Origin of the sequence: Dyadobacter pollutisoli, from assembly GCF_026625565.1 — a bacterium.
Lineage (GTDB): Bacteria > Bacteroidota > Bacteroidia > Cytophagales > Spirosomataceae > Dyadobacter > Dyadobacter pollutisoli.
On sequence record NZ_CP112998.1, the window covers coordinates 7,418,025 to 7,441,246 of the forward strand.

At 43.7% G+C, this 23,222-nt stretch carries 24 protein-coding genes; 8 read left to right on the plus strand and 16 right to left on the minus strand.

Annotated elements, in window-relative coordinates:
• Position 1: 1 nt before the first annotated feature.
• On the plus strand, positions 2 to 307 hold the full coding sequence (locus ON006_RS30835; protein WP_244822022.1) for a rhodanese-like domain-containing protein: 306 nt from the start codon (positions 2 to 4) through the stop codon (positions 305 to 307).
• 46 nt (positions 308 to 353) lie between these two features.
• On the opposite strand, the gene miaA is transcribed toward ON006_RS30835, so the two are convergent.
• Positions 354 to 1,286: a tRNA (adenosine(37)-N6)-dimethylallyltransferase MiaA gene (gene miaA / locus ON006_RS30840; protein ID WP_244822021.1), complete on the minus strand. Its 933-nt coding sequence runs from the start codon at positions 1,284 to 1,286 to the stop codon at positions 354 to 356.
• A 188-nt stretch (positions 1,287 to 1,474) separates the two neighbouring features.
• Between miaA and ON006_RS30845 the strand changes: the two genes are divergently transcribed.
• Positions 1,475 to 2,086, plus strand: a complete 612-nt coding sequence (locus tag ON006_RS30845) for a hypothetical protein (protein WP_244822020.1) — start codon at positions 1,475 to 1,477, stop codon at positions 2,084 to 2,086.
• A 70-nt stretch (positions 2,087 to 2,156) separates the two neighbouring features.
• Here the strand turns inward: ON006_RS30845 and ON006_RS30850 are convergent, their stop codons facing one another.
• From ON006_RS30850 to sucD, 8 genes are all read right to left on the minus strand, one after another.
• The gene (locus ON006_RS30850) at positions 2,157 to 3,224 is read right to left on the minus strand and encodes a gliding motility protein GldN (RefSeq protein WP_244822019.1); all 1,068 of its coding nucleotides are present in this window, start codon (positions 3,222 to 3,224) and stop codon (positions 2,157 to 2,159) included.
• Between the two features lie 38 nt (positions 3,225 to 3,262).
• The gene (porM, locus tag ON006_RS30855; RefSeq protein ID WP_255772943.1) at positions 3,263 to 4,855 is read right to left on the minus strand and encodes a type IX secretion system motor protein PorM/GldM; all 1,593 of its coding nucleotides are present in this window, start codon (positions 4,853 to 4,855) and stop codon (positions 3,263 to 3,265) included.
• 98 nt (positions 4,856 to 4,953) lie between these two features.
• Positions 4,954 to 5,769, minus strand: a complete 816-nt coding sequence (gene porL / locus ON006_RS30860) for a type IX secretion system motor protein PorL/GldL (RefSeq protein ID WP_244822018.1) — start codon at positions 5,767 to 5,769, stop codon at positions 4,954 to 4,956.
• A 116-nt stretch (positions 5,770 to 5,885) separates the two neighbouring features.
• Positions 5,886 to 6,959, minus strand: coding sequence for a T9SS ring complex lipoprotein PorK/GldK (gene porK / locus ON006_RS30865; protein WP_244822017.1), 1,074 nt, complete (start codon positions 6,957 to 6,959; stop codon positions 5,886 to 5,888).
• A gap of 356 nt (positions 6,960 to 7,315) precedes the next feature.
• Entirely contained in the window at positions 7,316 to 8,293 is a 978-nt protein-coding gene (locus tag ON006_RS30870; protein WP_244822016.1) for a PorP/SprF family type IX secretion system membrane protein, read from the minus strand.
• Between the two features lie 130 nt (positions 8,294 to 8,423).
• A complete protein-coding gene (locus tag ON006_RS30875) occupies positions 8,424 to 9,206 on the minus strand; it encodes a uroporphyrinogen-III synthase (protein WP_244822015.1) in 783 nt (260 codons plus the stop codon).
• Positions 9,207 to 9,247: 41 nt separating this feature from the next.
• A complete protein-coding gene (locus ON006_RS30880) occupies positions 9,248 to 10,429 on the minus strand; it encodes a DUF4271 domain-containing protein (protein WP_244822014.1) in 1,182 nt (393 codons plus the stop codon).
• A 60-nt stretch (positions 10,430 to 10,489) separates the two neighbouring features.
• Positions 10,490 to 11,368: a succinate--CoA ligase subunit alpha gene (sucD, locus tag ON006_RS30885; RefSeq protein WP_244822013.1), complete on the minus strand. Its 879-nt coding sequence runs from the start codon at positions 11,366 to 11,368 to the stop codon at positions 10,490 to 10,492.
• 103 nt (positions 11,369 to 11,471) lie between these two features.
• Here sucD and ON006_RS30890 point away from each other — a divergent pair, with 103 nt between their 5' ends.
• On the plus strand, positions 11,472 to 12,074 hold the full coding sequence (locus ON006_RS30890; protein WP_244822012.1) for a hypothetical protein: 603 nt from the start codon (positions 11,472 to 11,474) through the stop codon (positions 12,072 to 12,074).
• Between the two features lie 104 nt (positions 12,075 to 12,178).
• A complete protein-coding gene (gene azu, locus ON006_RS30895; RefSeq protein ID WP_244822011.1) occupies positions 12,179 to 12,676 on the plus strand; it encodes an azurin in 498 nt (165 codons plus the stop codon).
• 74 nt (positions 12,677 to 12,750) lie between these two features.
• Here azu and ON006_RS30900 read toward each other — a convergent pair whose 3' ends face one another.
• The gene (locus tag ON006_RS30900) at positions 12,751 to 13,296 is read right to left on the minus strand and encodes a TlpA family protein disulfide reductase (protein ID WP_244822010.1); all 546 of its coding nucleotides are present in this window, start codon (positions 13,294 to 13,296) and stop codon (positions 12,751 to 12,753) included.
• Between the two features lie 195 nt (positions 13,297 to 13,491).
• On the opposite strand from ON006_RS30900, the gene ON006_RS30905 reads away from it, so the two are divergent.
• A complete protein-coding gene (locus ON006_RS30905) occupies positions 13,492 to 14,835 on the plus strand; it encodes a tetratricopeptide repeat protein (protein WP_244822009.1) in 1,344 nt (447 codons plus the stop codon).
• 170 nt (positions 14,836 to 15,005) lie between these two features.
• Here the strand turns inward: ON006_RS30905 and ON006_RS30910 are convergent, their stop codons facing one another.
• The 3 genes from ON006_RS30910 to ON006_RS30920 all read right to left on the minus strand — a co-directional run bounded on the left by ON006_RS30910 (position 15,006) and on the right by ON006_RS30920 (position 16,712).
• Positions 15,006 to 15,716 (minus strand): superoxide dismutase, encoded by a 711-nt coding sequence (locus tag ON006_RS30910; RefSeq protein ID WP_244822008.1) that lies wholly within the window; start codon positions 15,714 to 15,716, stop codon positions 15,006 to 15,008.
• A gap of 23 nt (positions 15,717 to 15,739) precedes the next feature.
• Positions 15,740 to 16,354, minus strand: coding sequence for a recombination mediator RecR (recR, locus tag ON006_RS30915; RefSeq protein WP_244822007.1), 615 nt, complete (start codon positions 16,352 to 16,354; stop codon positions 15,740 to 15,742).
• A gap of 82 nt (positions 16,355 to 16,436) precedes the next feature.
• Positions 16,437 to 16,712, minus strand: coding sequence for an ATP-dependent Clp protease adaptor ClpS (locus ON006_RS30920; protein WP_244822006.1), 276 nt, complete (start codon positions 16,710 to 16,712; stop codon positions 16,437 to 16,439).
• A gap of 108 nt (positions 16,713 to 16,820) precedes the next feature.
• Between ON006_RS30920 and ON006_RS30925 the strand changes: the two genes are divergently transcribed.
• The 3 genes from ON006_RS30925 to ON006_RS30935 all read left to right on the plus strand — a co-directional run bounded on the left by ON006_RS30925 (position 16,821) and on the right by ON006_RS30935 (position 19,702).
• Positions 16,821 to 18,296, plus strand: coding sequence for a sodium:solute symporter (locus ON006_RS30925; protein ID WP_244822005.1), 1,476 nt, complete (start codon positions 16,821 to 16,823; stop codon positions 18,294 to 18,296).
• A 187-nt stretch (positions 18,297 to 18,483) separates the two neighbouring features.
• Positions 18,484 to 19,062: a hypothetical protein gene (locus tag ON006_RS30930; RefSeq protein ID WP_244822004.1), complete on the plus strand. Its 579-nt coding sequence runs from the start codon at positions 18,484 to 18,486 to the stop codon at positions 19,060 to 19,062.
• Positions 19,063 to 19,303: 241 nt separating this feature from the next.
• The gene (locus ON006_RS30935) at positions 19,304 to 19,702 is read left to right on the plus strand and encodes a hypothetical protein (protein WP_244822003.1); all 399 of its coding nucleotides are present in this window, start codon (positions 19,304 to 19,306) and stop codon (positions 19,700 to 19,702) included.
• 68 nt (positions 19,703 to 19,770) lie between these two features.
• Here ON006_RS30935 and ON006_RS30940 read toward each other — a convergent pair whose 3' ends face one another.
• The 3 genes from ON006_RS30940 to ON006_RS30950 are packed head-to-tail and all read right to left on the minus strand — an operon-like array spanning position 19,771 to position 23,152.
• Positions 19,771 to 20,106, minus strand: a complete 336-nt coding sequence (locus ON006_RS30940) for an MGMT family protein (RefSeq protein ID WP_244822002.1) — start codon at positions 20,104 to 20,106, stop codon at positions 19,771 to 19,773.
• Positions 20,090 to 20,692, minus strand: a complete 603-nt coding sequence (locus tag ON006_RS30945; protein WP_244822001.1) for a DUF3109 family protein — start codon at positions 20,690 to 20,692, stop codon at positions 20,090 to 20,092. Before ON006_RS30945 ends, ON006_RS30940 begins: the two co-directional genes overlap by 17 nt.
• Before the next feature lie 12 nt (positions 20,693 to 20,704).
• Entirely contained in the window at positions 20,705 to 23,152 is a 2,448-nt protein-coding gene (locus ON006_RS30950) for a LysM peptidoglycan-binding domain-containing protein (RefSeq protein ID WP_267609934.1), read from the minus strand.
• Between the last annotated feature and the right edge of the window lie 70 nt (positions 23,153 to 23,222).

A 23,222-nucleotide genomic window follows, 5' to 3' on the forward strand; every position in this document is an offset into this window, starting at 1 on the left:
AATGGATATTACCGTAGAAGAGTTAAAAGAACGTTTGGAAAAAGGCGAGGACCTGCATTTTTATGACGTTCGTGAGGAACATGAGTACGAAGAGGATAATTTGGGTGCGATATTGATTCCTTTGGGAGAGCTACCCGATCACCTTGCAGAATTGGAACCATTGAAGAACGAAGAGATCATCATTCATTGCCGCTCTGGCGCAAGGAGTGGTAAGGCTGCGAGATTCCTGGAATCACAAGGATATGCTAACGTAAGAAACGTACTGGGTGGAATCCTCGCGTACCGCGAATTGGAAGAACAAGAGTAATAAAAGTGAGCGTTCACGGTAAGAAGAACTGTGAACGCTCGTTATATTATTTATTCGGAACACTATCTCCTGTCTTTTCATTGATATAGCTCAGGATCCCTTCATATTCATCCGCATCGAACCATTCGAAATTCCCCTGGTGACGGAACCATGTGAGCTGACGTTTAGCATACCTGCGTGAGTTCTGCTTCAATAGCCGCACCATTTCATTCTCATCGTAGTGGCCGTCCAAAAATCCGTACACTTCCTTATATCCGACAGTTTGCAGGGCATGATGCGACCTGAAATCGATCAGGCTTCTGACTTCTTCTACTAGGCCGTCTTGTAACATTGTATCCATGCGGGAATCGATACGGTCATATAATTCTTTTCGGTCCCGGTCCAATGCAATGCATATTTGCTGAAAAGGGCGTTTCTGGACGTCTTTTATATGATAGTTGCTAATCGGCGCGCCAGTGGTGTGATATACTTCCAGGGCCCGTAAAACGCGCTGTGGATTAGCGATTTCGTTCGATTTGGCAAATACGGGATCAAACTCACTGATTTCTTCCTGCAATTTGGCTAATCCTTCATCATTCAGTCTTTGTGTGAGAGACTCGCGCAGGCCGGGCGCGGGTGCGGGCAAATAATCCAATCCTTCTGAAACAGCTTTTACATAAAAACCAGAACCGCCAGTCATAATTACCACATTGAATTTCTGAAAAAGGGAATCCAGTAATTTCAATGTATCTCTCTCAAAATCGCCTGCACTATAGGTTTCTGTAATAGAATGAGAATTGATAAAATGATGATGGACTTCTGCTAATTCATCGGCAGAAGGTTTTGCGGTACCAATATTTAATTCACGGAAAAATTGACGTGAATCCGCGGAGATAATTTCAGTTTTGAGATCTTTTGCTAATTGAATGGAAAGTGAAGTTTTGCCAACGGCCGTCGGACCTGCAACAATAATTAGGTATTTATTTTGGCTGTTTGGCATTGTGGGCTTTTTATCTGAATTTTAGTTGGTGCAAAATTAAAGATCGCAGATTCAGTCGCACCACTTTTAAGTTTTTTTGTATAATTTATGCTTTCAACGCCCTCACTCTCGTCATTTTGGGATTGTTCCGCGTATTGACTCTTACAGTTTCTATCATTTTTCAATTCACATTCTAAACTTTAGCAGTTATGTTCAGAAGATTATTACTATTTGCTTGCGTCGCGTTGATGATTGCCTTGGTAAGTTGCGAGGGTAAGCAGGGGGAAGTTGGCCCGAAGGGTGATACAGGAACAGCGGGTCCAGCTGGTCCAGCGGGGCCAGCCGGAGCGGATGGCGAGGACGGAGCGGGAAGCAGCGCTCTCATTATCTCATCAGGAAAGGACACGACAGACGCGGATGGTACATATATTACCGGAATTTCAGATCTTACCGCGGAAGAAGACAGCCTTTTGTCAGCATCGGCGGTTTTGGTATATATAAAATCGGGAGGTGTGTATTGGGCGCTACCAGGGATTGTTAGTTTTGGTACAGGCAAGTTGAGTAGCTACACTTTTGTTCATGGCGTACAGGAATCTACATTCTTTGTTCAACTTTTACCTACCAACTGGTCAGAGGATCAGGACGATGCTCCGGTACGTATATTCGAAGATGTTCGCATTGTGATCATTCCAGGTACGATAGTTGGAAGAATGAATGCACAGGTTGATTTCAAAAATTACGAAAAGACTATTGCTGCATTGGGCTTAACGGACAAGGAAGTCAAAATGGGCAAACAACTTAAAAGGTTTCTTAAGAAGTAATCGATACCATTAAGACAAAAAAAATATGGCTGCCAATTCTGGCAGCCATATTTTTTTTGTCTTAATTTTCTTAGTATTCCCAAAGTCCGTGTTCTAACTCCATTAGCTCCTGCTCGTAATTAAGAGACTTGATAAGTGCTTCTTTTTCACCGTTGTAGATGTCAAGAAATGCTTTGTCATTGGCATTAGAAAACTTGGTGATCCTGCCGTAGAACAAACGTAAATCAAATGCATCTGCAAGGTTTTTGTTCTGAGCGGTATTGTGGGTGTTATACCAGATATATTTCTTAGGGTCGCTTCTGAACAATCTTTCTACGTCTTTCCATCTGAATGAAGCAACAGGCAATTCAAGGCCGGTAGCAGTTTGTTCAGATGGCAGGATGATAGATATTGTTTGAATATCATTGTACAGCCTTGATCTTTTCTTGTCAAACGTCCAGTCCTCTTTAATTTCAAGAATGCTCAACTGGTCTGGGAAATATTCTTCGTCCGAAGCAGCTATCTGATTGTCGAAAGAGCTGGAATCTACTTTTGGTGGTTCCACAACAGGTGGCTCTTCCTTAGCAACTTGATTTTTGCCTTTTTTTGTGCTCTTCTTCTTTGGAGGACCCCAACCGTCGTCTTCAACAGCAACCTCTTTTTTGGGATCTTTCTTAGCGGTATTGTTCCAGCCATCATCCGTTGCAGCAGCTGTTTTCGACGGATCAGTTTTCGGCTTATTCGCCCATCCATCATCTGCTTTGGCAGGTTCGCCAAATCCCGCTGCAATCTCCTCGGCGGATAAACCAGCTGTTTGATTTGGAATAACTATGCGCTTGTGAAGCTCATCCGAAGTGATTTTAGTAGCACAGGAATCATTTGTATAAGCGTCGATCAAGCCAGCTTTCGCAGCTTCCAGAAGATAACGGGTTATCTCATTATTTTTAGAGAACATGGAAATGTTCTGCTTTTCTTTCAGATCCACCCTTCTCCATAGCGTCCTTTTCATCATTACGTCGCCTTCGGCGATGGGCCGTGACGAGAATTGATTAGCAGTAGAATCTTCTTTCTCCTGAGCAAAAGCGGCACCGCTACCCAGAGACAAAGATAATAATGACCATGCAATCGTTTTTCCGTTCATTCTTCTCATATCATACATAAGGTTGTATTGTCCAATCAACGACCTGAATATAAGGATTAGTATAGCGTAACTTGTCTGAATTGATTACCCATCTCCACTTCATTCACCGCCCCTTTAAAATTCTGACGTTCTACTTTCAAAATGGTAATCACATAACGATCACCAGGTTGTGCTTGTTGTGCCAGAGAAGAGATAGATCCGCCACCGCCATTCAATGTGACGCCGGTGATACGTCTGGTACCTCTTGCCAATGAAATCTCAACCTGAGCTACCCTGAATTTGGCATCTTCCGGAGAGAAATTCTTAAAGCTTTCGTCCGGTACCGCAATCACCTGAATACTGCGGGTTCCGCTGGCCGGAGCGCCTCTCCTTTCGTCAAACACCGCTCCATTTACTCTTACTTCAAGTGAAGGCTTAGGAACTTTGTTCACGCGGAAAGGTTCTGATCCGAGAACACTCCCAGCATTGCTTACCGTAATATTCAGCTGAGCTTTGCTAGGTACAATCGTAAATTTACCTTTTTGGCCACTATTGATGATTTCTCCACCGTCAGTTGAGAAGCTAGGAGCCCAAAGTGGTCCTAATGCCGGGCTTTGGATACTTAGTTTATTAGCACAACCCAAATACAATGGAGGAAGAGTCCCTGTTTCGATCTGGTACGAAGGCTTTACTACGAAGTAATCCTGGTTCATCGTATAGGTAGTATCGCGGCCGGATGGAGTAGGGATAGTAATGCGGGCTTGCAGTTGTCTTTTTGCCAACCCTTCTTTATCATAACCACCGCCTTGTGCGGTGAATTCAATAAGTCCTACGCCATTTTCAACCTTCACAGGCGATCCGTTCAGGCTCATGCGAGGCGTTATACCAGTTGCAGAAGCAGCAATGAACATCTGACCTTTAAATTTCGTACCTGCCACAACCGTCTTAGCATCGGCGCTTACCATTGCTAATATTCGGTCAAATTTAACGTCGGCAGCTCCTACTTTACTTGCAAGATAGTTCAAAACCTCGCCTTCCATACGGCGAATATCGGTTTGTTTCTGACTCAAAACTGCCAATGCTGCTGCAACCGGGGTTGATTCGAAGTTTAGCTCAGCAAAGTCCTTATTTCTTTGTTCTTTGTTGCCTTTAACTACGGGATCTTCCCTGCCGTCCATTGCCAGCATTTGGAATTTGTTGGGAGACAACTCATTCAGCTTTGCAGTATACGCGTTCAGCGTTTCCTTCAATTCGTAAGCTTTGCCTTTTTTCCCAGTGGCGATCATCAATTCAGCAACTTTGGCTTCTTCCTGAGGATTTTTGATTCCACCCTCTTCATTAAGTCCGCCACCAGCTTTGTTAATGATCTCTTGTTTTAATGCATTCAGCTCATTAGTAATATCTGCAGAAAACTTGCGTACCTCATCAGCTTGTTTGATTACAGCTACGTCGGCGGCACGGTTACCTGATTTTTCAACTGCGGCTTTAATTTTAAGTACAGTTTCCTGGTTAAGTTTATTCGCTGCTCCGGAGGATAGTTCCAAAGAATTGTTCAGAAGAATGAATTTTTCTATAATGGCTGAACTTACCTGCAATGCGAGCATGGCGGTAAGTACCAGATACATCATTCCAATCATCTTTTGACGGGGTGTTTCTTTTCCACCTGCCATATTGTTCAGTAATCAGTTATCAGTGATTAAATAATTTAGTGATAACAAACAATTAATAATTCACTCAGAGGATTTACTATATGCTTGTTAGGGGTGTACTAGGCATTTCCGCCACGCATAGCTGTGAGCATATTACCATAAATACCATTCAAAGATGAAATATTGGTTGTCAGCTTGGACATTTCATTCTTGAAAACCTGGGATTCTTTGGTAGCATCAGCCATATTTTCCATGGCAGCCGTAAGGTTACCATAAAACGCGTTCATTGCTTTCAGGTGTTTTGTTGTATCCTGAAGTTCCAGTTCGTAAACTGCATTCAGGGCACCCATATTCTTGGTGATCTGTTGGAATTGGTCACGGTATGATTGCGCATCTTTGGTTGCTTCTGCCATGGAAGACATTGCGTTGATGGCAACTCCGTAAGATTTGTTCATATCATTGATCGCAGTTGACGCACTTTTTACATTTTTTGCGTAATCGTTAGTAGCAACTGTTGCGTCGGTCAGGTCAGTGATTTTGCCAACGGTATCAGACAGGTTTCTGAATCCTTTTCCAAGGCTGTCGAAAACTTCTGGTGATATTTTAGCATTGTCAAGCATGTTGTCAAGCTTGGCGGTAATGTTGCTGCTTTGGGTGCTGCCACGGGTAATTGCCGGGCCACTGTAGTCATCAGCGAGTTCAGGATAAACGCGTGTCCAATCCGGATCTTTATCGTTGGACTGGGTCAGAGTCTGCAAAGCGTAAAGTAAAAATATAAGTACTTCGGTACCCAAACCGGCAGTAAGCAACGGCCCACCAAAATCCCAGTGTTGAATCTTTGCCAACGCCCCTAAAATTACAACGGCAGCACCCGCGCTATATATTGTTGGTACTAGTTTATCCCAAAAAAAATTAGGTCCGCTATTCTTAGCCATACGAATTGAAATCGGTTACAGTGAAAAATTAAAAGTTAGAAAGTATTATTTGATTTGAGGAGATGTAAAAAAGAAGCAGAGTATGAAACGCTGCTTCTTTTTTAGTGAGAGCTTATCTAGCGACGACGGGCACGGGCTCCACCGCGGTCGTTCACGTTATCCATTACGCAACGGAAACCAATGAAGGCGCGGCGTTCGGTTTCGAATTCAAAAGTCCGTGTGCCGGTTTGCAGATAGTAGGCGATGTCTTTCCATGAACCTCCTTTAACTACTTTACGTGGTTCGTCAGGATTATTGTATTCTGGGTTCATATCCCAAACAATAGCAGTTGCATTGTCGGTGTATGCGTCTGATGTCCATTCTGCTACGTTACCCGCCATATTATAAAGGCCGAAATCGTTGGGGTTGTAAGCGTTGGCAGGGCCTGTATACGGGTAACCGTCGGCATCGTAATTTCCACGCTGTGGTTTGAAGTTGGCAAGGAAACATCCTTTGGCATTCATCGTATATGGATTTCCCCATGGATATTTGGCAACCGCACGACCGCCTCTCGCCGCCCATTCCCATTCCGCTTCGGTAGGAAGACGGAAACCTGTTGAATTGAATTGTCCTTCTTTGTTCTGAAAATCGTGAAGCAGATTGGTACGCCATTTTGCAAAGTATTCGGCGCCGATCCAGCTCACTCCTACCACAGGGTAAGTATCAAATCCTGGGTGTTGATAATAATATTCTACAAATGGATCTCCGTTGGAATAAGCAAAATCCTTTTTCCATACAGTTGTATCGGGATAGTATTTGGACATAATTTCTTCTTCGCCCAAAACAGATACAGAGTCAACCAGAAGGGCATTGACGAACTGGCGGTATTCATTGTTGGTGATCTCAGTGTCATCCATAAAGAACGAACTGATCGTAACTCGCCGGTTCATATTGTTCATAGAAGACGCAATGTCCTCGTCTGCCTGGCCCATTACAAACGATCCTGAAGGTATTACAACCATACCCGCTGGCGTAGTCTGCTTAAAGCCTTTACGGGCAGTTGCTGTAATTTCTCCGTTTGAAATACCGCTTTCTTCTTTTCCTCCCTTGCCAAACTTACTTTTGATAAATCCGCAACTTTGCATGAGCATAAGAGCGGCTACCAAAAGCAGGCTTTTGACTCCATCCCGATAGAACACTTTCACATTCATAGTGGTTTTGTAAAATTTGAATAATAAAATGTTAGCCTAAAAACGACGACCAATGCTATATAGTATACTTGAAATACAACAAAAATATCAATCAAAACTTGTAACAATGCGGCAATGGATTTGAAACGAAGATATCTGAATCCGTTACTAAATCAAGCATTTATCGAGTTAACGTAAGAAAATGATAAATGGTATAAGTCACGATTATTTTACAAATATAAATTAAAGTTTTGCAAACTGGTTCACCCCAGTTACCAACTGGATTACAAAAAACAGCGATTAAACCGTTAATTCTTGATTTTTTAATAATTTCCGGATAAAATATTAATATAAATCGAGGTTAAACGCATAAATCCTTAAAATCGGAATCGTGGCGTTCTGATAATTGCCTTCTTGCCGAACTTGGGAGAAGGCAATGCGTATGAGAGCATTACCTCGAATGAAGAAGGTGATTTGGTGTTATCCCCGCCTATAACCATATCGTAAGCTCCTGAAAGCCTTAGAGATTGGTCCGACAAAAGATAAACGCCTCCCATGATGATAAAGTAGGTATCCTGCTGACGATAAGTGCCTCCGATCCAGTATCGCTTATTGTACGTAACAGTTGCGCCGCCTTCTACGGAAACAGTGCTGATGTCTGATTTTACTAGTACAATAGGTTGAATGTCAAGAAGGTATCCCAATTCTATATTCACACCGGCATTAAAATACAATGTGCGTGGAAGTGGATTGGTTGCAGTTTCCGATCCGAGCTGATATTTTGGCTTTAAAAAGTGATTCAACGAAACACCAGCATAGAATGTCTCATTCTCATACCGGGCACCCACAGCAAAATCGGGATTGATCTCTGAAATAACGCCCGTTTGGATCAATGGATCGTCGGGATCACGGGCACGTAATTTACCATAATCGATAGCCTGACGGAACAGCCCGGCGCTGGCACCTACCTGAAACTGGCCTCCTGCAAGCGGTATGTGATAGGCAGCAGAAACCTTGAAATCCTGATCCGTGCGCGGTCCGCTTTTGTCGTTCAATGCATAAAAACCGAAACCGAAATTCTTGAAAGGCATGCTGAATGAAAACAGCTGAGTCGAAAGCGCGCCGCCGGTATCGTCCGTGTTGGTTCCCTGATAACCCGAATATTGCGTTCTGTGCGTAAGCTGGAATTTGGTAAGCCCGTCTGCTCCCGCTGCGGCCGGGTTAAGGTAAAGTTGGTTTAGAGAAAATAAACTGAACTGAGCATCTTTCTGGCCAACTGCACAAAACGGTAAGAGGAACAAAATGGCGATCAGCCGGATATATTTAGTACTTCGAATAGTAAACGTCAAAGTCATGCCTGTTGGGTTGTTTAAGGAACACGCGGGTAGTTTTGGGATTTAATTCATAACGCATATTGCTTAAAAAAATTGATATAAACATAAAAAAGCCCTGGAAATTTTCCAGGGCTTTTTTATGGGGCCAGACTCAAATATTATTGGCCTTTCGAATGTATAGATCGAGGGCTCCCGTCATCGAAGGTGCATTCGGCAATGGTGCCTGAATATCAAGAACTAACCCTGCGTCTTCTACCGCTTTGGCCGTCGTAGGGCCGAAAGCTGCAATCCTCGTGAAATTCTGTTTAAAATCCGGGAAGTTGTCAAAAAGTGACTTGATCCCAGACGGGCTAAAAAATGCAATGATGTCGTAGTAAACATCTTCCAGATCCGACAAATCCGAAGAGCCCGTCTGGTACATGACAGCCTCTACAAAGTTAAACTCTTCCGTATCCGCAAATTCCGGAATATCATTCTTTCTAACATCGGAGCAGGGATACAAAAACTTCTCCTTCTTATGCTTACGCATTAGCTCAATCAGTTCAGCAGCCGTTTTCGTGCCTGTGAAGATCTTCCTTTTGCGAATCACGATGTATTTCTGAAGGTAGTTCGCAGTCTGTTCTGAAATACAGAAATATTTCATAGTCGCCGGAACTTCAACTCTTCCCTCATTACAAATCCGGAAGAAATGGTCAATGGCATTACGACTTGTAAAAATTACCGCCGTAAAATCCAGAATGTTAATTTTTTGTTTGCGAAAGTCTTTGTAGGAAATGCCGTCGACTTGTATGAATGGCCGAAAATCAACTTTGATATTGTACTTTCTGGCTAATTCATAGTAAGGTGAATTCTCGTCGGCTGGTCTGGATTGACTGACTAATAGACTGGTTACTTTTTTAAGCCGCTCCTGATCAAAATTGATGGTCTCACTCATGTATAATCCTCATTAGTTTATTCCCGAATCATCATTGCTGGTTACAAAGCGAATTTTATACTAACAATGAGCGGGATTATTTCAATGACGCAAAGGTAAGAAAATAAATACAGATTAATCAACGCACCAGAAGGCTTGGTTACAACATATAGCCCTATGAAGCGGGCGAGATAGAAGATAAGAAAGGGTAGTAGTATATACGATCTTATCCCGTCGAGCCAGTTGATATGGTTGAAACCCAATGTGAAAACAAGCAAGAAAATGCAGGCGTAAAAGAGATAGGAGGATTGCACTATTTTAATAAAAATAGTGTCGACCTGTTTATCAAGGTTCAGCATATTTCCTGCCAGCACCATGCATATATATTTGGCATAAACCAACAGGAAAAAGATCACCGTCAGGAGGGAGAAATCACCCAGAATTTGGAGCGTATTGGATTTTTCGGATAAAATAGTGCTTACTGAAAACAGATTAAGTCTGTTGGCCGAGCAAAACACTACCAGGAAACTCATCATCATTGAGCTGATAATGACGAAGAAAATGACAGTATTACTATATGGTTTGTTTATTTTGGAAAGCTGGTCCCGCGGATCGTTATTGAAGAATTCAATTGGATTTATCAAACGGATAAATGAAAGCGGATTCAGGTTGAAAATCCATGCATTCAGGATCAGTATGATGATAAGAGCAATGGCGGCAAAGTTACCGAACGGTGAAAAAGAGATCGGTTTAATATTAATAAAATTAGAACTGGTATTTGGCGCTATACCTTTCTCATTTTGCTTTTTTTCATGGCACAGGAGGACGGTTTTATCGACTATTCCCGGGCTGCCATAGATCGTCAGCAGCAACTCGTCTTTCTTATAAAACTTGTAGAGGCTGTCTATATTGAGTTCCTGCCATTGATCCGGCGTAATTTTGTTTTGCAAAGCACCTTCCAGAAACAGGTAACTTTCATTGTCAGCATTGAGGAGCAGCGAATATCTTCTGTTTTTAACCAAGTCAATGTAAAGACTTACAAACCGGGTTCCTTCATTGATCCCCTGTGAGAACGGGACATAGTTTTTGTACTGACCATTATATACCAGCCAGTCGTTCTGATAATTGTAAATGGGGAAAAACTGCTCGGGAGGCGTGACCTTGACGGCGCTTTGAGCAAATGTTCCGAATAGCAAAAGTGCTGTAAAAAAAGCCCAATAAATAGGTGAAAATATGGACTTCATCAGTATAAAAAAGGGCGGGGTTTCCCCAGCCCTCTTATCAAGTTATATGTAAGCAGGTAACTATTTCTTTCCAAGGGCGATCAACATGGTTTCACCGATCAGGGCAGGTGACTCCGCTACAAAGATACCTGATTCTTTCATGATCCTGATTTTAGCTTCTGCTGTATCGTCAGCACCGCCGATGATAGCACCAGCATGGCCCATACGACGGCCTTTTGGAGCAGTTTGTCCGGCGATAAATCCTACAACCGGTTTTTTGTTACCTGTTGATTTCACATAATGTGCAGCCTCGGCTTCCATGCTACCACCGATTTCACCGATCATGACGATCGCTTCTGTCTCAGGGTCGTTCATTAGCAGCTCAACCGCTTCTTTAGTAGTTGTACCAATGATAGGGTCACCACCGATACCGATCGCCGTAGTTTGTCCCAATCCTGAACGTGTCAGCTGATCAACCGCTTCGTAAGTCAATGTACCTGATTTTGATACAAGCCCTATCGTTCCTTTTTTGAAGATAAAGCCTGGCATGATACCTACCTTACATTCCTCTGCGGTAATAATCCCAGGGCAGTTAGGGCCTATCAAACGGCAATTTTTACTTTTGATATATTCTTTCGCCTGCATCATGTCTTTGGTAGGGATACCCTCAGTGATACAAACGATTACGCCGATACCAGCATCCGCGGCTTCCATGATTGCGTCAGCGGCAAATGCCGGCGGAACGAAAATGATGGCGACGTCTGCACCGGTGGCACGTACTGCAAGGTCAACCGTGTTAAAAACAGGTCTTTCCAAATGAGATAGCCCGCCTTTGCCAGGAGTTACACCACCTACAACATTAGTACCGTATTCGATCATCTGCTGGGCATGAAAAGACCCTTCCGAACCAGTAAATCCCTGAACTATAATCTTAGAATTTTTATTAACTAAAACGCTCATGTTGGTAAATCAGTTTTTTTGGTAAAAGTAGAACGAAAAGCACGAAGTAGCAAAATGTAACCAGAATTTGTAAATTGCTTTTTTGATAATTTGACGCCATTTTATGGATATACTTAGCAATCCTCATATATTTTCCAATCTTGTTTTAAGCTTCACGAGCCTGTTTATTTTTTTCAGATATTTCAATGAGCAACCTGCTATTACCAGATGGCTCTGGGGAATATTCCTGTTCAGTATTTCACTCGTCGCGTTGACGGACCTGCTTGTATACGCAGGTGTGCAGAGTCTCGAGAAAGTGCGTGGAGTAATTGTTGCGGGAGAAATGACTTTGGGAGCGTTTTGCCTGGTATCGGCATCGTGGTGCCTGATCATGCGATACCAGGGAGGTAATTTTCTATTTTATTCAACCCTTGGCCTTGGCCTGCTGCTATTTTACTGCATTACCTGGTTCAATGTGGAGTATGTGGGATTGATCATTAAATCACTGTGTATCCTGATCACATTACTGATCTCCTGCGTGGGACTGGCAAGTCGGCAGAAAAGCGCACTCTGGGTGGTATTCTCAATGATGCTGCTGGCACTTTCCACCAAGTCGGGCAGGTTGCCCATTCCGATGGACCCTGTGGATATTAACCATTATATGATGGTGCTTTCGGTAATTTGCGTAGGCAGGGCCGTCAGGGATCAGTATAAGGTCCTGTTCTGACGTTTTAGTTTTCAAACAATTGTTAATGAATTGTATTTTTAAAAAGCCGTGTTGTAAATTGCGTCAGTTAATTTAAAACAAACAAGTTTACTAATACTCAGAATATGAAAAGGACTAAGTATGGCGTAATGCTTCTTGCCTCAGTTTTGGCTTTCGGAGCTGTTACAATGAACCCTGTTGAGGCAAAAGTATCCCCTGCCAGCACAGTGGCAAGCGATGTAAAACAAGCTAAGACCATCGTTATAAAAGGTAGTGATGCAATGCAGTTTGACCTTAAAGAAATTAAAGTAAAGGCCGGACAAAAAGTGAAACTTACTCTTACTCACTCAGGTAAGCTTGCAAAAGCTGCAATGGGACATAACTGGGTTCTTTTGAAGCCAGGTGTTGATATTGCTGCATTTGGTTCAAAAGCTGCTGCTGCCAGAGAAACTGAGTACATCCCTAAATCAGAAGAAGCTAACATCATCGCACATACCAAACTTGTTGGTGGTGGTGAGAGCGATACAATCGAATTTACAGCTCCTGCAAAAGGAACCTATACTTTCATCTGCAGCTTCCCAGGACATTATGCTTTAATGAAAGGAAGTTTTATCGTTGAATAGTGGATACCGCATTACGAAAAATGGCGCTGGTGATTTCACCAGCGCCATTTTTTTGTTACTAACGTTTAGCACATTTAGATTTCAGCGAGCTGCTTTTCAATCAGGTCTACGATTTCCGGGCGGTCCCATTGTGAGGCTCCGATTTCCTGTGCCAGTATTTTTCCTTTGTATATAATGTAGGTTCTTGGGATCGCATTCCCATCCAGCGCCGGCGGATAGGGCCCGGCAAACTGATAGAACGGCAGGTTATATCCTTTTCTTTCAATGAATGGATTGACGGTTTCAGCACTTTCGTCAGAGATAATGTAGAAAGCTACTTTTTCATGTGCCTTATACTTGTCATAAAGCTTCTGAATACCCGGCATTTCCATATTACACGGTCCGCACCACGTTGCCCACACATTAATAAAAACGAGTTTGTTTTCGTCCATTGCAACTGGTTTTCCTTCCAGGTCGGTCATCGACGACAGATATATCGATGAGGGAATTCCTGCGTCAGGTGTTGCATTTTCCGCACTTACCTGCTCATTGTCAGTGGGTTTGAAGAATGCGTAATAAATTGCGCCAACAGCCAGAAATATTAACAGAAACAGGAATATTTTCTTGGAACCAGATGTCATGAGAGTGCGTAGGTAAGTGAAAAGAATGTAATTGATGTCTTTGACAGAACGGCAAAAGTAACCATATTCTGACAAAACTGATTTATAAACTGGTTTCTAAAAATAGGGCTTTTCTTTTTTTGATGCTGAATCGGAATTTGAATACTTTTATAGAATAATAAAAAAATAATTGATTTGAGGAAACGGTTTACATTCATGAAAGTTCTATTTTTTGGCATTGCTTCTCTCATTGCGCTTATCCTGCCATACCATTCTTTCGCCCAACGTTCAGCTGCTGAGTTTTTTGAAGAAGGAAATACAAAAGCCGGGACCGGTGATTTCAGCGGAGCTTTGCAGGCATATTCGACCGTCATTTCCATGAGTCCCGAGCATGCGCCGAGCTATTTTAACCGTGGGCTGGCAAAAGCGAACCTCAAAGACCACAGAGGGGCGGTTCAGGACTATGACCACGCCATTCAGCTGAACCCTAAGGAAGCGCTTTACTACCAGAGCCGTGGAGTTAGCAAGAGCTTGCAGGAAGATTTCCGTTCTGCGATCGAGGACTATTCCAAAGCTATTGAACTCAATCCTGAGGAGCCCAAAGCATATTACAACCGTGGCGTAAGTTATGCCAAACTCAAAAACCATCGCAATGCACTGATCGATCTGGATCGTGCCCTTTCGCTGAATCCCGATGAGCTTGCTGCACTTTATGCGAGGGGTAATTGCAAGCAGGATTTGCAGGAATACGCCGGAAGCCTGGCGGATTTTACCAGGGTGATTGAGCTAAGTCCCAAAAGGACAGGTGCGTACGCAGGTCGTGGATTGGCGAAACTTGATCTGGGTGACTACCAGGGAGCAGTTGCGGATTTTACACGCGCTATCGAGCTTAGTCCGAATGAAAGTGAATATTACAGCAGCCGCGGTTTTGCAAAAAACAAAATAGAGGATTTTCAGGGTGCAATCCTTGATTTTGATAAAACCATTCAACTGAACCCGGACGATTTCAATGCGTACTATGGACGTGGCTTCTCGAAAGGAAAGCTGAATGATCCCCGCGGCGCCATCGCCGATCTTTCCAAGTCAATTGAAATAAAAAATACCTATGTAGGTGAGCCGAAGAAGATAGCCTATACTGGGAAAATTAACCGTGAAAAGCTGGATGAGCTGCGCGATCAGGTGAAGGACCACATTAAAATTGACAATCTGACCAACGAAAGAGCGGAGGCTTACTTTATCCGGGGGATCAATAAATCCAAAGTAGGAGAGGTTAAGGGAGCTATCCAGGACCTGACTAAGGCTGTGGAACTGAACCCTACCTACGCCACTGCCTACTTCTCACGCGCTATAATCCGTTCCGCAAGCGGAGACCAAATGGGTGCCGTGCTGGATTTTACGAGTTCAATCAAGCTGCGCTCTGATTTTCCTGAGGCCTATTATCTGAGAGGAATATTGAAAAACAGTTTGGGAGAAATCAATGACGGCTGCCTGGATTTAAGTAAAGCTGGCGAGCTGGGTTATCAGCAGGCTTATAAAGTGATTGGTAGTTACTGCAACTAGGAGAGATAAAAAGAAGTTGCGCAGCATTGGTAAGTTTACCAGATTTTGTCAAACTGAGCGGAGTCGAAGTGCATTTTTTAGCAGTGCATATGCACTTCGACTCCGCTCAGTTTGACAATGTAATTGATTATGAAACAGCCCTTTGTGATATTCAAGAAGCGTCGTTCCCTTTACGCTTTTTTCAGGTTTTCCGCCACCTTATCCCAGTTAACAACATTCCAGAATGCTTTAATGTAGTCGGGGCGCTTGTTTTGATAATGCAGGTAGTAGGCATGTTCCCAAACGTCAAGCGCTAAAATTGGTGTGCCTTTTATGTCCGATATATCCATTAAAGGATTGTCCTGGTTAGGAGTCGACCCTACCTCCAATTTGCCGCCTTTGGCAACCAGCCAAGCCCAGCCGGAGCCGAAGCGGGTAGCAGCCGCTTTGGCAAATTCTTCTTTGAACTTATCGAATGAACCGAACTGGCCGTTGATAGCGTCGGCTACTGCACCAGAGGGTGCTGCACTTTTTTTAGGGCCCATTACTTCCCAGAAAAAAGTATGGTTCCAGTGCCCGCCGCCATTATTGCGGATAGCCATAGGTGCTTTACTAATCGATTTAATAATTTCGTCCAGGGACTGCGATTCAAACGCCGTACCTTTTACAGCATCGTTGAGATTTTTTACATAAGCAGCATGGTGTTTCCCGTAATGGATCTCCATGGTCATTTTATCGATGCTAGGCTCCAATGCACCAAAGTCGTAAGGCAGGGGAGCTTGTTTAAAAGGAGCAGTTTCTACCAGTAAAGGTGTTGAGGATCCCGCGAAAGATTGTTCAGCCAGTGCGCCAACCGCAAGCGTACTGCCTGCCAGGGTCCGCAAAAAATCTGTTCTATTCATAACCTTATATTAAGTGTTTAGTATTAATCGTAAGCCACCCGGCTCACGATGCTACGCCCGAGGGTAATCTCATCCGCATACTCGAGGTCGCCCCCGATGGGAACTCCACGGGCGATGGTACTCATTTTAACTCCTGTTGATTTTAACTTCTTTTGCAGGTAAAAGGCAGTAGTATCACCTTCCATCGTAGGGCTTAATGCCAGAATGATCTCCTGTACCGTTTCCTGCTCGGTGGGATTTTCTATTCGGGCCAGTAACGAATCGATCTGCAAATCGGAAGGGCCGATACCTTCCAGTGGGGAAATTATCCCTCCCAGGACGTGGTACAAGCCTTTATATTGATTAGTAGACTCAATGGCCAAAACATCCCTGGTGTCCACGACCACACAAATGATGGAATGGTCACGCTTTGAACTGCCGCAAATATTACAAAGCCTCTCGTCCGCAATGTTGTGGCATTTAACGCAATAGGTAGTTTTGGTGCGCATATTCAGAAGAGCATCCGACAATGACCGGGTTTGTTGCTCTTCTCTCTTCAGCAAATGTAATGCCAGGCGTAAAGCTGTCTTTTTACCTATTCCCGGAAGACGGGAAATTTCACTAACGGCATCCTCAATAAGACGTGAGGGGTAATTCATGTGAAAAGCTTAGGTGATGGTTTTGCAATGTAAGGATCAAAACCTGATTTGTCGACTAGCGGGGCAGGAACTGTGTGTAATTTTAGTGGATTTCGGCCGAAATACCTCTGCGGCAAATTTCGTTACGCATGCCGGTCAGTTCATGATACGCCCCTTCTTTCACTGAGCATTTTCCTTTGTAATGAATGATAATCGTGCATTGCTCTGCTTGTTCATTCGAATGGCCGCAAACTTCAACCAATGTATCTATCACCCAGTCAAAAGTATTAATGTCATCATTGTAGATCACGAGCTTTTTTATGTCGGTATCTACTGTTTTGTCCAGAATTTCTTCCTCCGTCTCAGTAAGCGCTTGCATAACAACCAAATTTCTGTTTGATTAGCAAATCTAATTAAAAACGCAGATTAACGGAAGTTTTAACTACCTTTTAATCGGCTGCTAAAATTCAAATTATAACCCGCTTTAATGAATCCATATATTTCCCTGGTCATCCTGATCGTGTATTTCGGGATGCTGATCACAGTTTCTGTTTATACTTCCAGAGGGGCCGATACCAATACTTTTTTCACGGCTAACAGGCAGTCTCCGTGGTATCTGGTAGCATTCGGAATGATCGGAACATCGCTTTCGGGGGTCACATTTGTGTCGGTGCCAGGTGCAGTTGCTAACATTCAGTTTTCGTATTTTCAAGTCGTATTAGGGTACATTTTGGGTTATCTCGTGATCGGTACGGTGCTTATGCCTCTTTATTACCGGCTCAATCTAATTTCAATTTACGCTTACCTGGAACAACGTTTCGGCTTCTGGTCTTACAAAACGGGGTCTGGTTTTTTCCTGCTTTCGCGTACTATTGGATCGGCCGTGAGGTTATATGTGGCAGCGCAGGTTTTACAGCTCGCATTGTTCAAACCGCTCGGTATTCCATTTGAAGTGGCGGTAGCGATCACCATATTTCTGATCTGGATTTATACATTCAAAGGCGGTGTCAAAACGATCATTGTGACTGACACTTTGCAAACGTTTTTCCTGATTACCGCAGTGATACTGACCATTATACTGGTTTCGCAAGAGTTGCATCTGGACGGCATGGGTGATATCTGGGACAAGGTTCAGACGAGTGGATATTCCAAAATTTTCTATTGGGATACCAATGATCCCAAGAACTTCTTCAAGCAGTTTTTCGCTGGCGTCTTTATCGCCATTGTAATGACTGGCCTCGATCAGGACCTGATGCAAAAAAACCTGACCTGCAAGAACATCGGGGAAGCGCAAAAAAATATGTTCTGGTTTGTAGTGGTGCTGGTGATCGTCAACTTTCTGTTTTTATCGCTCGGAGCGCTGCTTTACGTATATGCCGAAGCGCAAGGCATTCCTACGCCTGCGAAGACGGACGATTTTTATCCAATGCTCGCATTGAATCACCTGGGACTGGTAGTAGGGATCACATTCCTGCTCGGGATCACAGCCGCCACTTACGCCAGTTCGGATTCCGCGCTCACGGCGCTGACAACCGCTTTCTGCATTGATTTTATGGAAATTGAAAAAAGACCGGAAGAAAAGCGTTCAACCATTAAATTCTGGGTACACATTGGCTTCTCAGTCGTTTTCTATCTGGTCATTCTGATTTTTAACAAACTGAATAGCAAGGAGGTTATTACTGCGGTATTCGATCTGGCGGGATATACTTATGGTCCGCTTCTGGGGCTGTTTTCATTCGGGGCATTTTTGAAACGGCCGGTCAAAGATCGATGGGTACCACTGGTCTGTATTCTCGCGCCAATTTTAACCTATATCATTAATGATCACTCAGCTGAATGGTTTAATGGCTTTAAATTTGGCTTCGAAAGATTGATTATTAACGGCTTGATCACCTTCATTGGCTTGTGGATTTTGCGTGATCCCAGACCAAAGGGATGGATACCATACTCTTCCAGAAAGTAGTTAGTTTTGAGTCATTTCAAATAGCCTTTTTTCGTAAAAACGGTTACATATTTCGTTTTATTTTTCTTGCATTTATACAAAAAAATATTAACTTTCTGATAAAATCAGGCACGAATTCGAGCCAATGATGGATGTTGATTGAAAGATTAAGTTGGGTTAATTATTTAACGAACTAAACTTTTGCAAAATGAAAACACTGTCAGTTATTTTATTGGGAATAGTCCTTTGTACGTCCTGTAAAGACACCGCAAAAGAAGACGAAGCCACCAGCGCAAGCAATCTGGAAAAAGAGAAAAAGGCCATTACCGCAGTCATTGAAAACGAAACCAAAGCATTCTTCGCCAGAGATTATAACGCATGGAAAGCAAACTATGCGCAAACCGACTACGCGTTTCAGGCATGGAGCAACAACGATGGCACATTCGACTCTAATGTTGGATGGGACGATATCAACAAGCAAATAGGCAAGTATATCGCCGACAATCCTGAGCCAGTATCAAGCCACCCGATTGTGGAACGTAAGAATATGAATTTCAAATTTTTTGATGACAATGTCGCCTACCTTACCTGGGACCAGTTCAACAGTGACAAAATGGAGAAGAACTTCCATCACAGTAAAGAAGTGAGGGTAATGGAGAAAATTAACGGCGAATGGAAAATTGTATGTGTCTCAGCGTTCTGGGACTATAAACACCTTATCCCCGCAAGCCGACTGCCGATGATCAAAAAAATCGCAAATGAGAGCAGAGGTAAAAATAAAATTTGAGTTCAGTGTAACTTTTTGACCGTTCGCTTTTAAATCAAAGCGTTCGCTTCTGAACATAAGCGGACACCGCCATAGAGGCATAAAAGCAGCGGAAATATTATTATAAGTTATTGAAAGTTAAGAAGTTAATAGATGGATGTGCCGCTCTGGTTTTCGCGAAATCAGATTCTGGCACATCCTTTTTTATGTATAGTTCAACCATGCAAGAATGTGTGGGCATAACTTTAAAACATCATTAGCCATGAAAATTTCAAACTTCTCAAACCTATTTTGCGCAGTAGCGCTGTCTTTGTCTCTTGCTTCATTTACAACAGACAAAAAGAAAAACAATGAAGAAAAAGAAACTGCCGGAGCGGTGGTCTTTGACGCAGCACTTTACAAAGTTGCGCAAACCAACAAAGTAAAACTGTCGGTTGATAAGAACGCGAAAGACAGATTAAGAGTAGTCCTGAGAGACAAAGCGGGCAAGATCTATTACTCTGAAATGTTCAACCAGAGAGACTCCAAATACCGCCGAGTTTTTGACCTGGCCGAAATGAATGACGGTACTTACTTTTTTGAGTTGTTCAATAACAAGACGAAACTCGTTAAAGAAGTAGAGATCCACAGTACCAACGAAAAGTTGATTTCATTACAATAGCCACCTTGGAGAGGTACACAAAGGTTCACAAATGAAAGAATCCCGATCGCAAGACCGGGATTCTTTGTTTATAACTGTAACTCCTTTTCAGGATCCCAGAAGTGGTGCTTCCAGTTTTGTATTTTATTGTTTTTTATCACTAATCCCTCACTTTCCAGACGTTCCTGCATGGTAGTTGGGGTTTCGAAAAGCTCCCTGGCAGTAAGCTCGCCCTGGCTGTTCACTACCCGGTGAGCAGGAATATTTGGGTGATAACCACTGTTTCCCATTGCCCAGCCGACCATTCTTGCGCCTCGTTTTGCACCTAAGTATGCGGCAATGGCACCATAGGAAGTAGCCCTGCCTTCCGGGATCTGCCGCACTACATCATATACATCATTGAAAAATTCATTCCCCTTCTTCATTGGCCTCTCTTGATCTTGCTTCCTGCCGTTCGTCAATCTCCTGGGTGAGCTGCTCATACCAGCCTTCGCCATAGGCGCGGATAAGTGGTTCTTTCAGAAATTTGTAAACAGGAACCTTCAATTCCTTGCCAAAGCTACAAGCCGGGCTGCATATTTCCCAACGATCGTAATTGAGTGCGTGGTACTGCTCGTATTTGGTTACCCTTATGGGATATAGGTGACAGGAAATGGGTTTTTTATAACTGATCTTTCCATCATTGTAAGCATCTTCAATGCCACATTTCAAGATTCCTTTTTTGTCGTAAGTCGCGTAAGCACATTCCCTTCCATTGATGACCGGTGTCACATAATCACCATCCCAATCTTTGGTGTAAGTACCTTCTTTGGCAATGACTGCTTTTCCAGCCTCCGTCAGATAAGGCGCCACGTGTGGGTAAATCTCGTCGAGAATAGCAAGCTCATCTTCGTCCAGCGGAGCACCCGAATCCCCTTCCACGCAACAAGCCCCCTTGCATTTGTCCAGATTACAGACAAATTGCTGGTCTTCAATGTCATCACTAATGCAGGTATTATCAATGAGTATCATAAATCGGTATACCTATTGTTGAGGTATTTTTAGTTTTTGTCCAACCATAACACTATTGCCAGACATATTGTTTAACCTTTTAATGTCTTCCACATTGGTGTGGTAAGTTTGGGAAATGCGGAACAGCGTTTCACCAGGTGCTACCACGTGGGTTTGGGCTCCCGCAGATATATTTTGGTTCACAGCTTCGGAGGCAGAACTCTCGCCATCGCCAGCTTTTCTTACCCGCAGGCGCTGTCCCGATTTCAACCGGTCGGAATCATCGAGATTATTCAATGCCAAAAGGTCTTTAATGGTCAGCCCGTATGCCTTTGAAATACTGTAATAAGTTTGTCCACCTTGTACCACGTGAAATTCATTTCCCTGGTTGGCGGTGTTCCTGATTTCCTGTTTAATTTCCTCAGGAGTTTTAAATGTCGCGGCAGGTTCAGCGCGGCTAACTTCGATCTTTTCCGGCACCACTTTCTCTTTTACAGCCACCGGTTCAGCTGCAACAGCTGCATTTTCAGTTTTGCTTACCAACAGTTTCTGACCTGTAACAAGCCTGTTTTGGCCTTTCCTGTCATTGAGGGTTAATAATTCACGCAATGTGAGGTTGTACTTACTGGCAATACTGTAATAAGTTTCTCCTGACTGAACGGTGTGGTAACTTGGTTGTCCACTACTGGTCGCCACCTTTGTTGCTTCTGGTTTTGAAGCAGCTTCTCTGGCAGCCCTCTCTTCAGCAGCAGCTCTTTGCCGGGCATATACCGACGTCGGAGCGGTCGTCCTGGTGTCATTGGGTGTAATCACTTTCGAAGGCGTGGTCGACTTCGCTGCATTATTCTCATCAGTTGATTTGAAGGAAGCATCAGCGTTATCCTGGGTGATGATGACTACGCGATCGTCTGCTTCCGGTCTAGCAGCGGAAGTTCTAGTCGGGGCTGTTTCACTCGGTTTAGGAACAGCAGCGGTGGCTACCGGAGCCTTTGTTACGGGAGCAGCTGGCTCAGTGACGACTGTTTCGCTGGCAGTGCCAGTGTCACTTTTTTCAACCAGTACAGGGGTATATTTTTTTCTGCCAGACGGTTTGTCGGGAATAGTGTTAGCGGTAGTCTGTGAAGTTGCAGGCGCTTTTTCGGCAGCGGCGATTGGAGCATCCTGTGTAGCTGGTACCGGCGCTGGCTGCGGCGGAGCGATGATTTCAACAGGCTGTCTTCTGGGTCTCTTTTTGGTCAGGAACAATACTTGTCCCGTCTGAATGGGGTAGTTGCGGCTTGTTGTCCGGTTATATTTCAATAAGCTAACCAGCCGAAGGCCATATTGCTGGGATACGCTGTGCCAGGTGTCGCCCGGACGTGCGGTGTGAAAAGGTGTTGCAGCTTTTTTGTGCTTGCGCGACAGATAGTATACTTTACCCGGAATAAGGGGCATTTCTGCAAGCATATCATTGTAACGCATAAATTTCGGGGCCTTCATGTTCCCTTCCCTGGCTAGCGTCTTCGGTTTGTCACCCGCACGGGCTTCCACACCGGGCAGACCATTGATTTCATATAAATCAGGGCCATTGGGCTCTTTTGACTTGTATGCAGATTTTTTCAGGACAGGAAATCCGGTGTCTTCATATACCGACGCAACAGCGGTCTGGCGTGGCGGTAATGATAATTTTTCGCGTACTGATGCTACCTGATTTACTGGTACAGGTAACGTAATGAGGTATTCGCGGTCGGTAGGTACCTTATCGTCGTTGAGCCACTTGTTATAGCTTTTAAGTTCTGCCGAAGCAATACCCAGAGATGCCGAAATTTCGTCAAAGCTCTGTCCCTTCCCATAATCCGATTCCATCAGGATCAGGGCATTGTTGGTTTTGTATCTCTCGATTCCAGCTTCCAGAGCTATTTTGTGCGCAAAAAACCGCAGCATGTAGCGGTCCGTTTTGCCGTTGAGCGTCACTTCGCGAGCGTATGCCCAGCTAGCCGGAACCACTTTTTTTACCCCCCCTGCACCCTGATAGTAGGAGTATAGCGTAGTAACCCAGTTATTGAACTGCTGATTGTTCTTTTTCAGGTACCAGGCTGCTGCGTGTGTGGAAGAACTGATATTTTTTCGTTCATCCACATCACCATCAACGCGAAGGTTTAGTTCACGCGCAGTTTCTGGTTTGAACTGCCAGTAACCGACTGCATTGGAAGAAGACACCACATCGGGACGGAACGAACTTTCCTGAACGGCGAGGTACTTGAAATCAATGGGAACCTCTTCATCCATTAAGATACCTTCCACAATTGGAAAATGGAGAATGGCGCGGTCCATTTTCTCTTCCCAAAACTTCTTATTAGACATCAGGCTTTTTACATCTGTTTCAATAATATCCTGTGCGCTTCTATCGAACTTAACCGTAATTCCTCCGAAAGATACACTTGCAGGGATTTCGGGATAACTCTGAGCGATGGCATGATTACCTGCGAAAAGCAGTAGCATACATGCAACTTTGATATAATTGATGTTTTTAATGAAAGTCCTGGCCATAAATTAAAATGCTTGGCTTAAA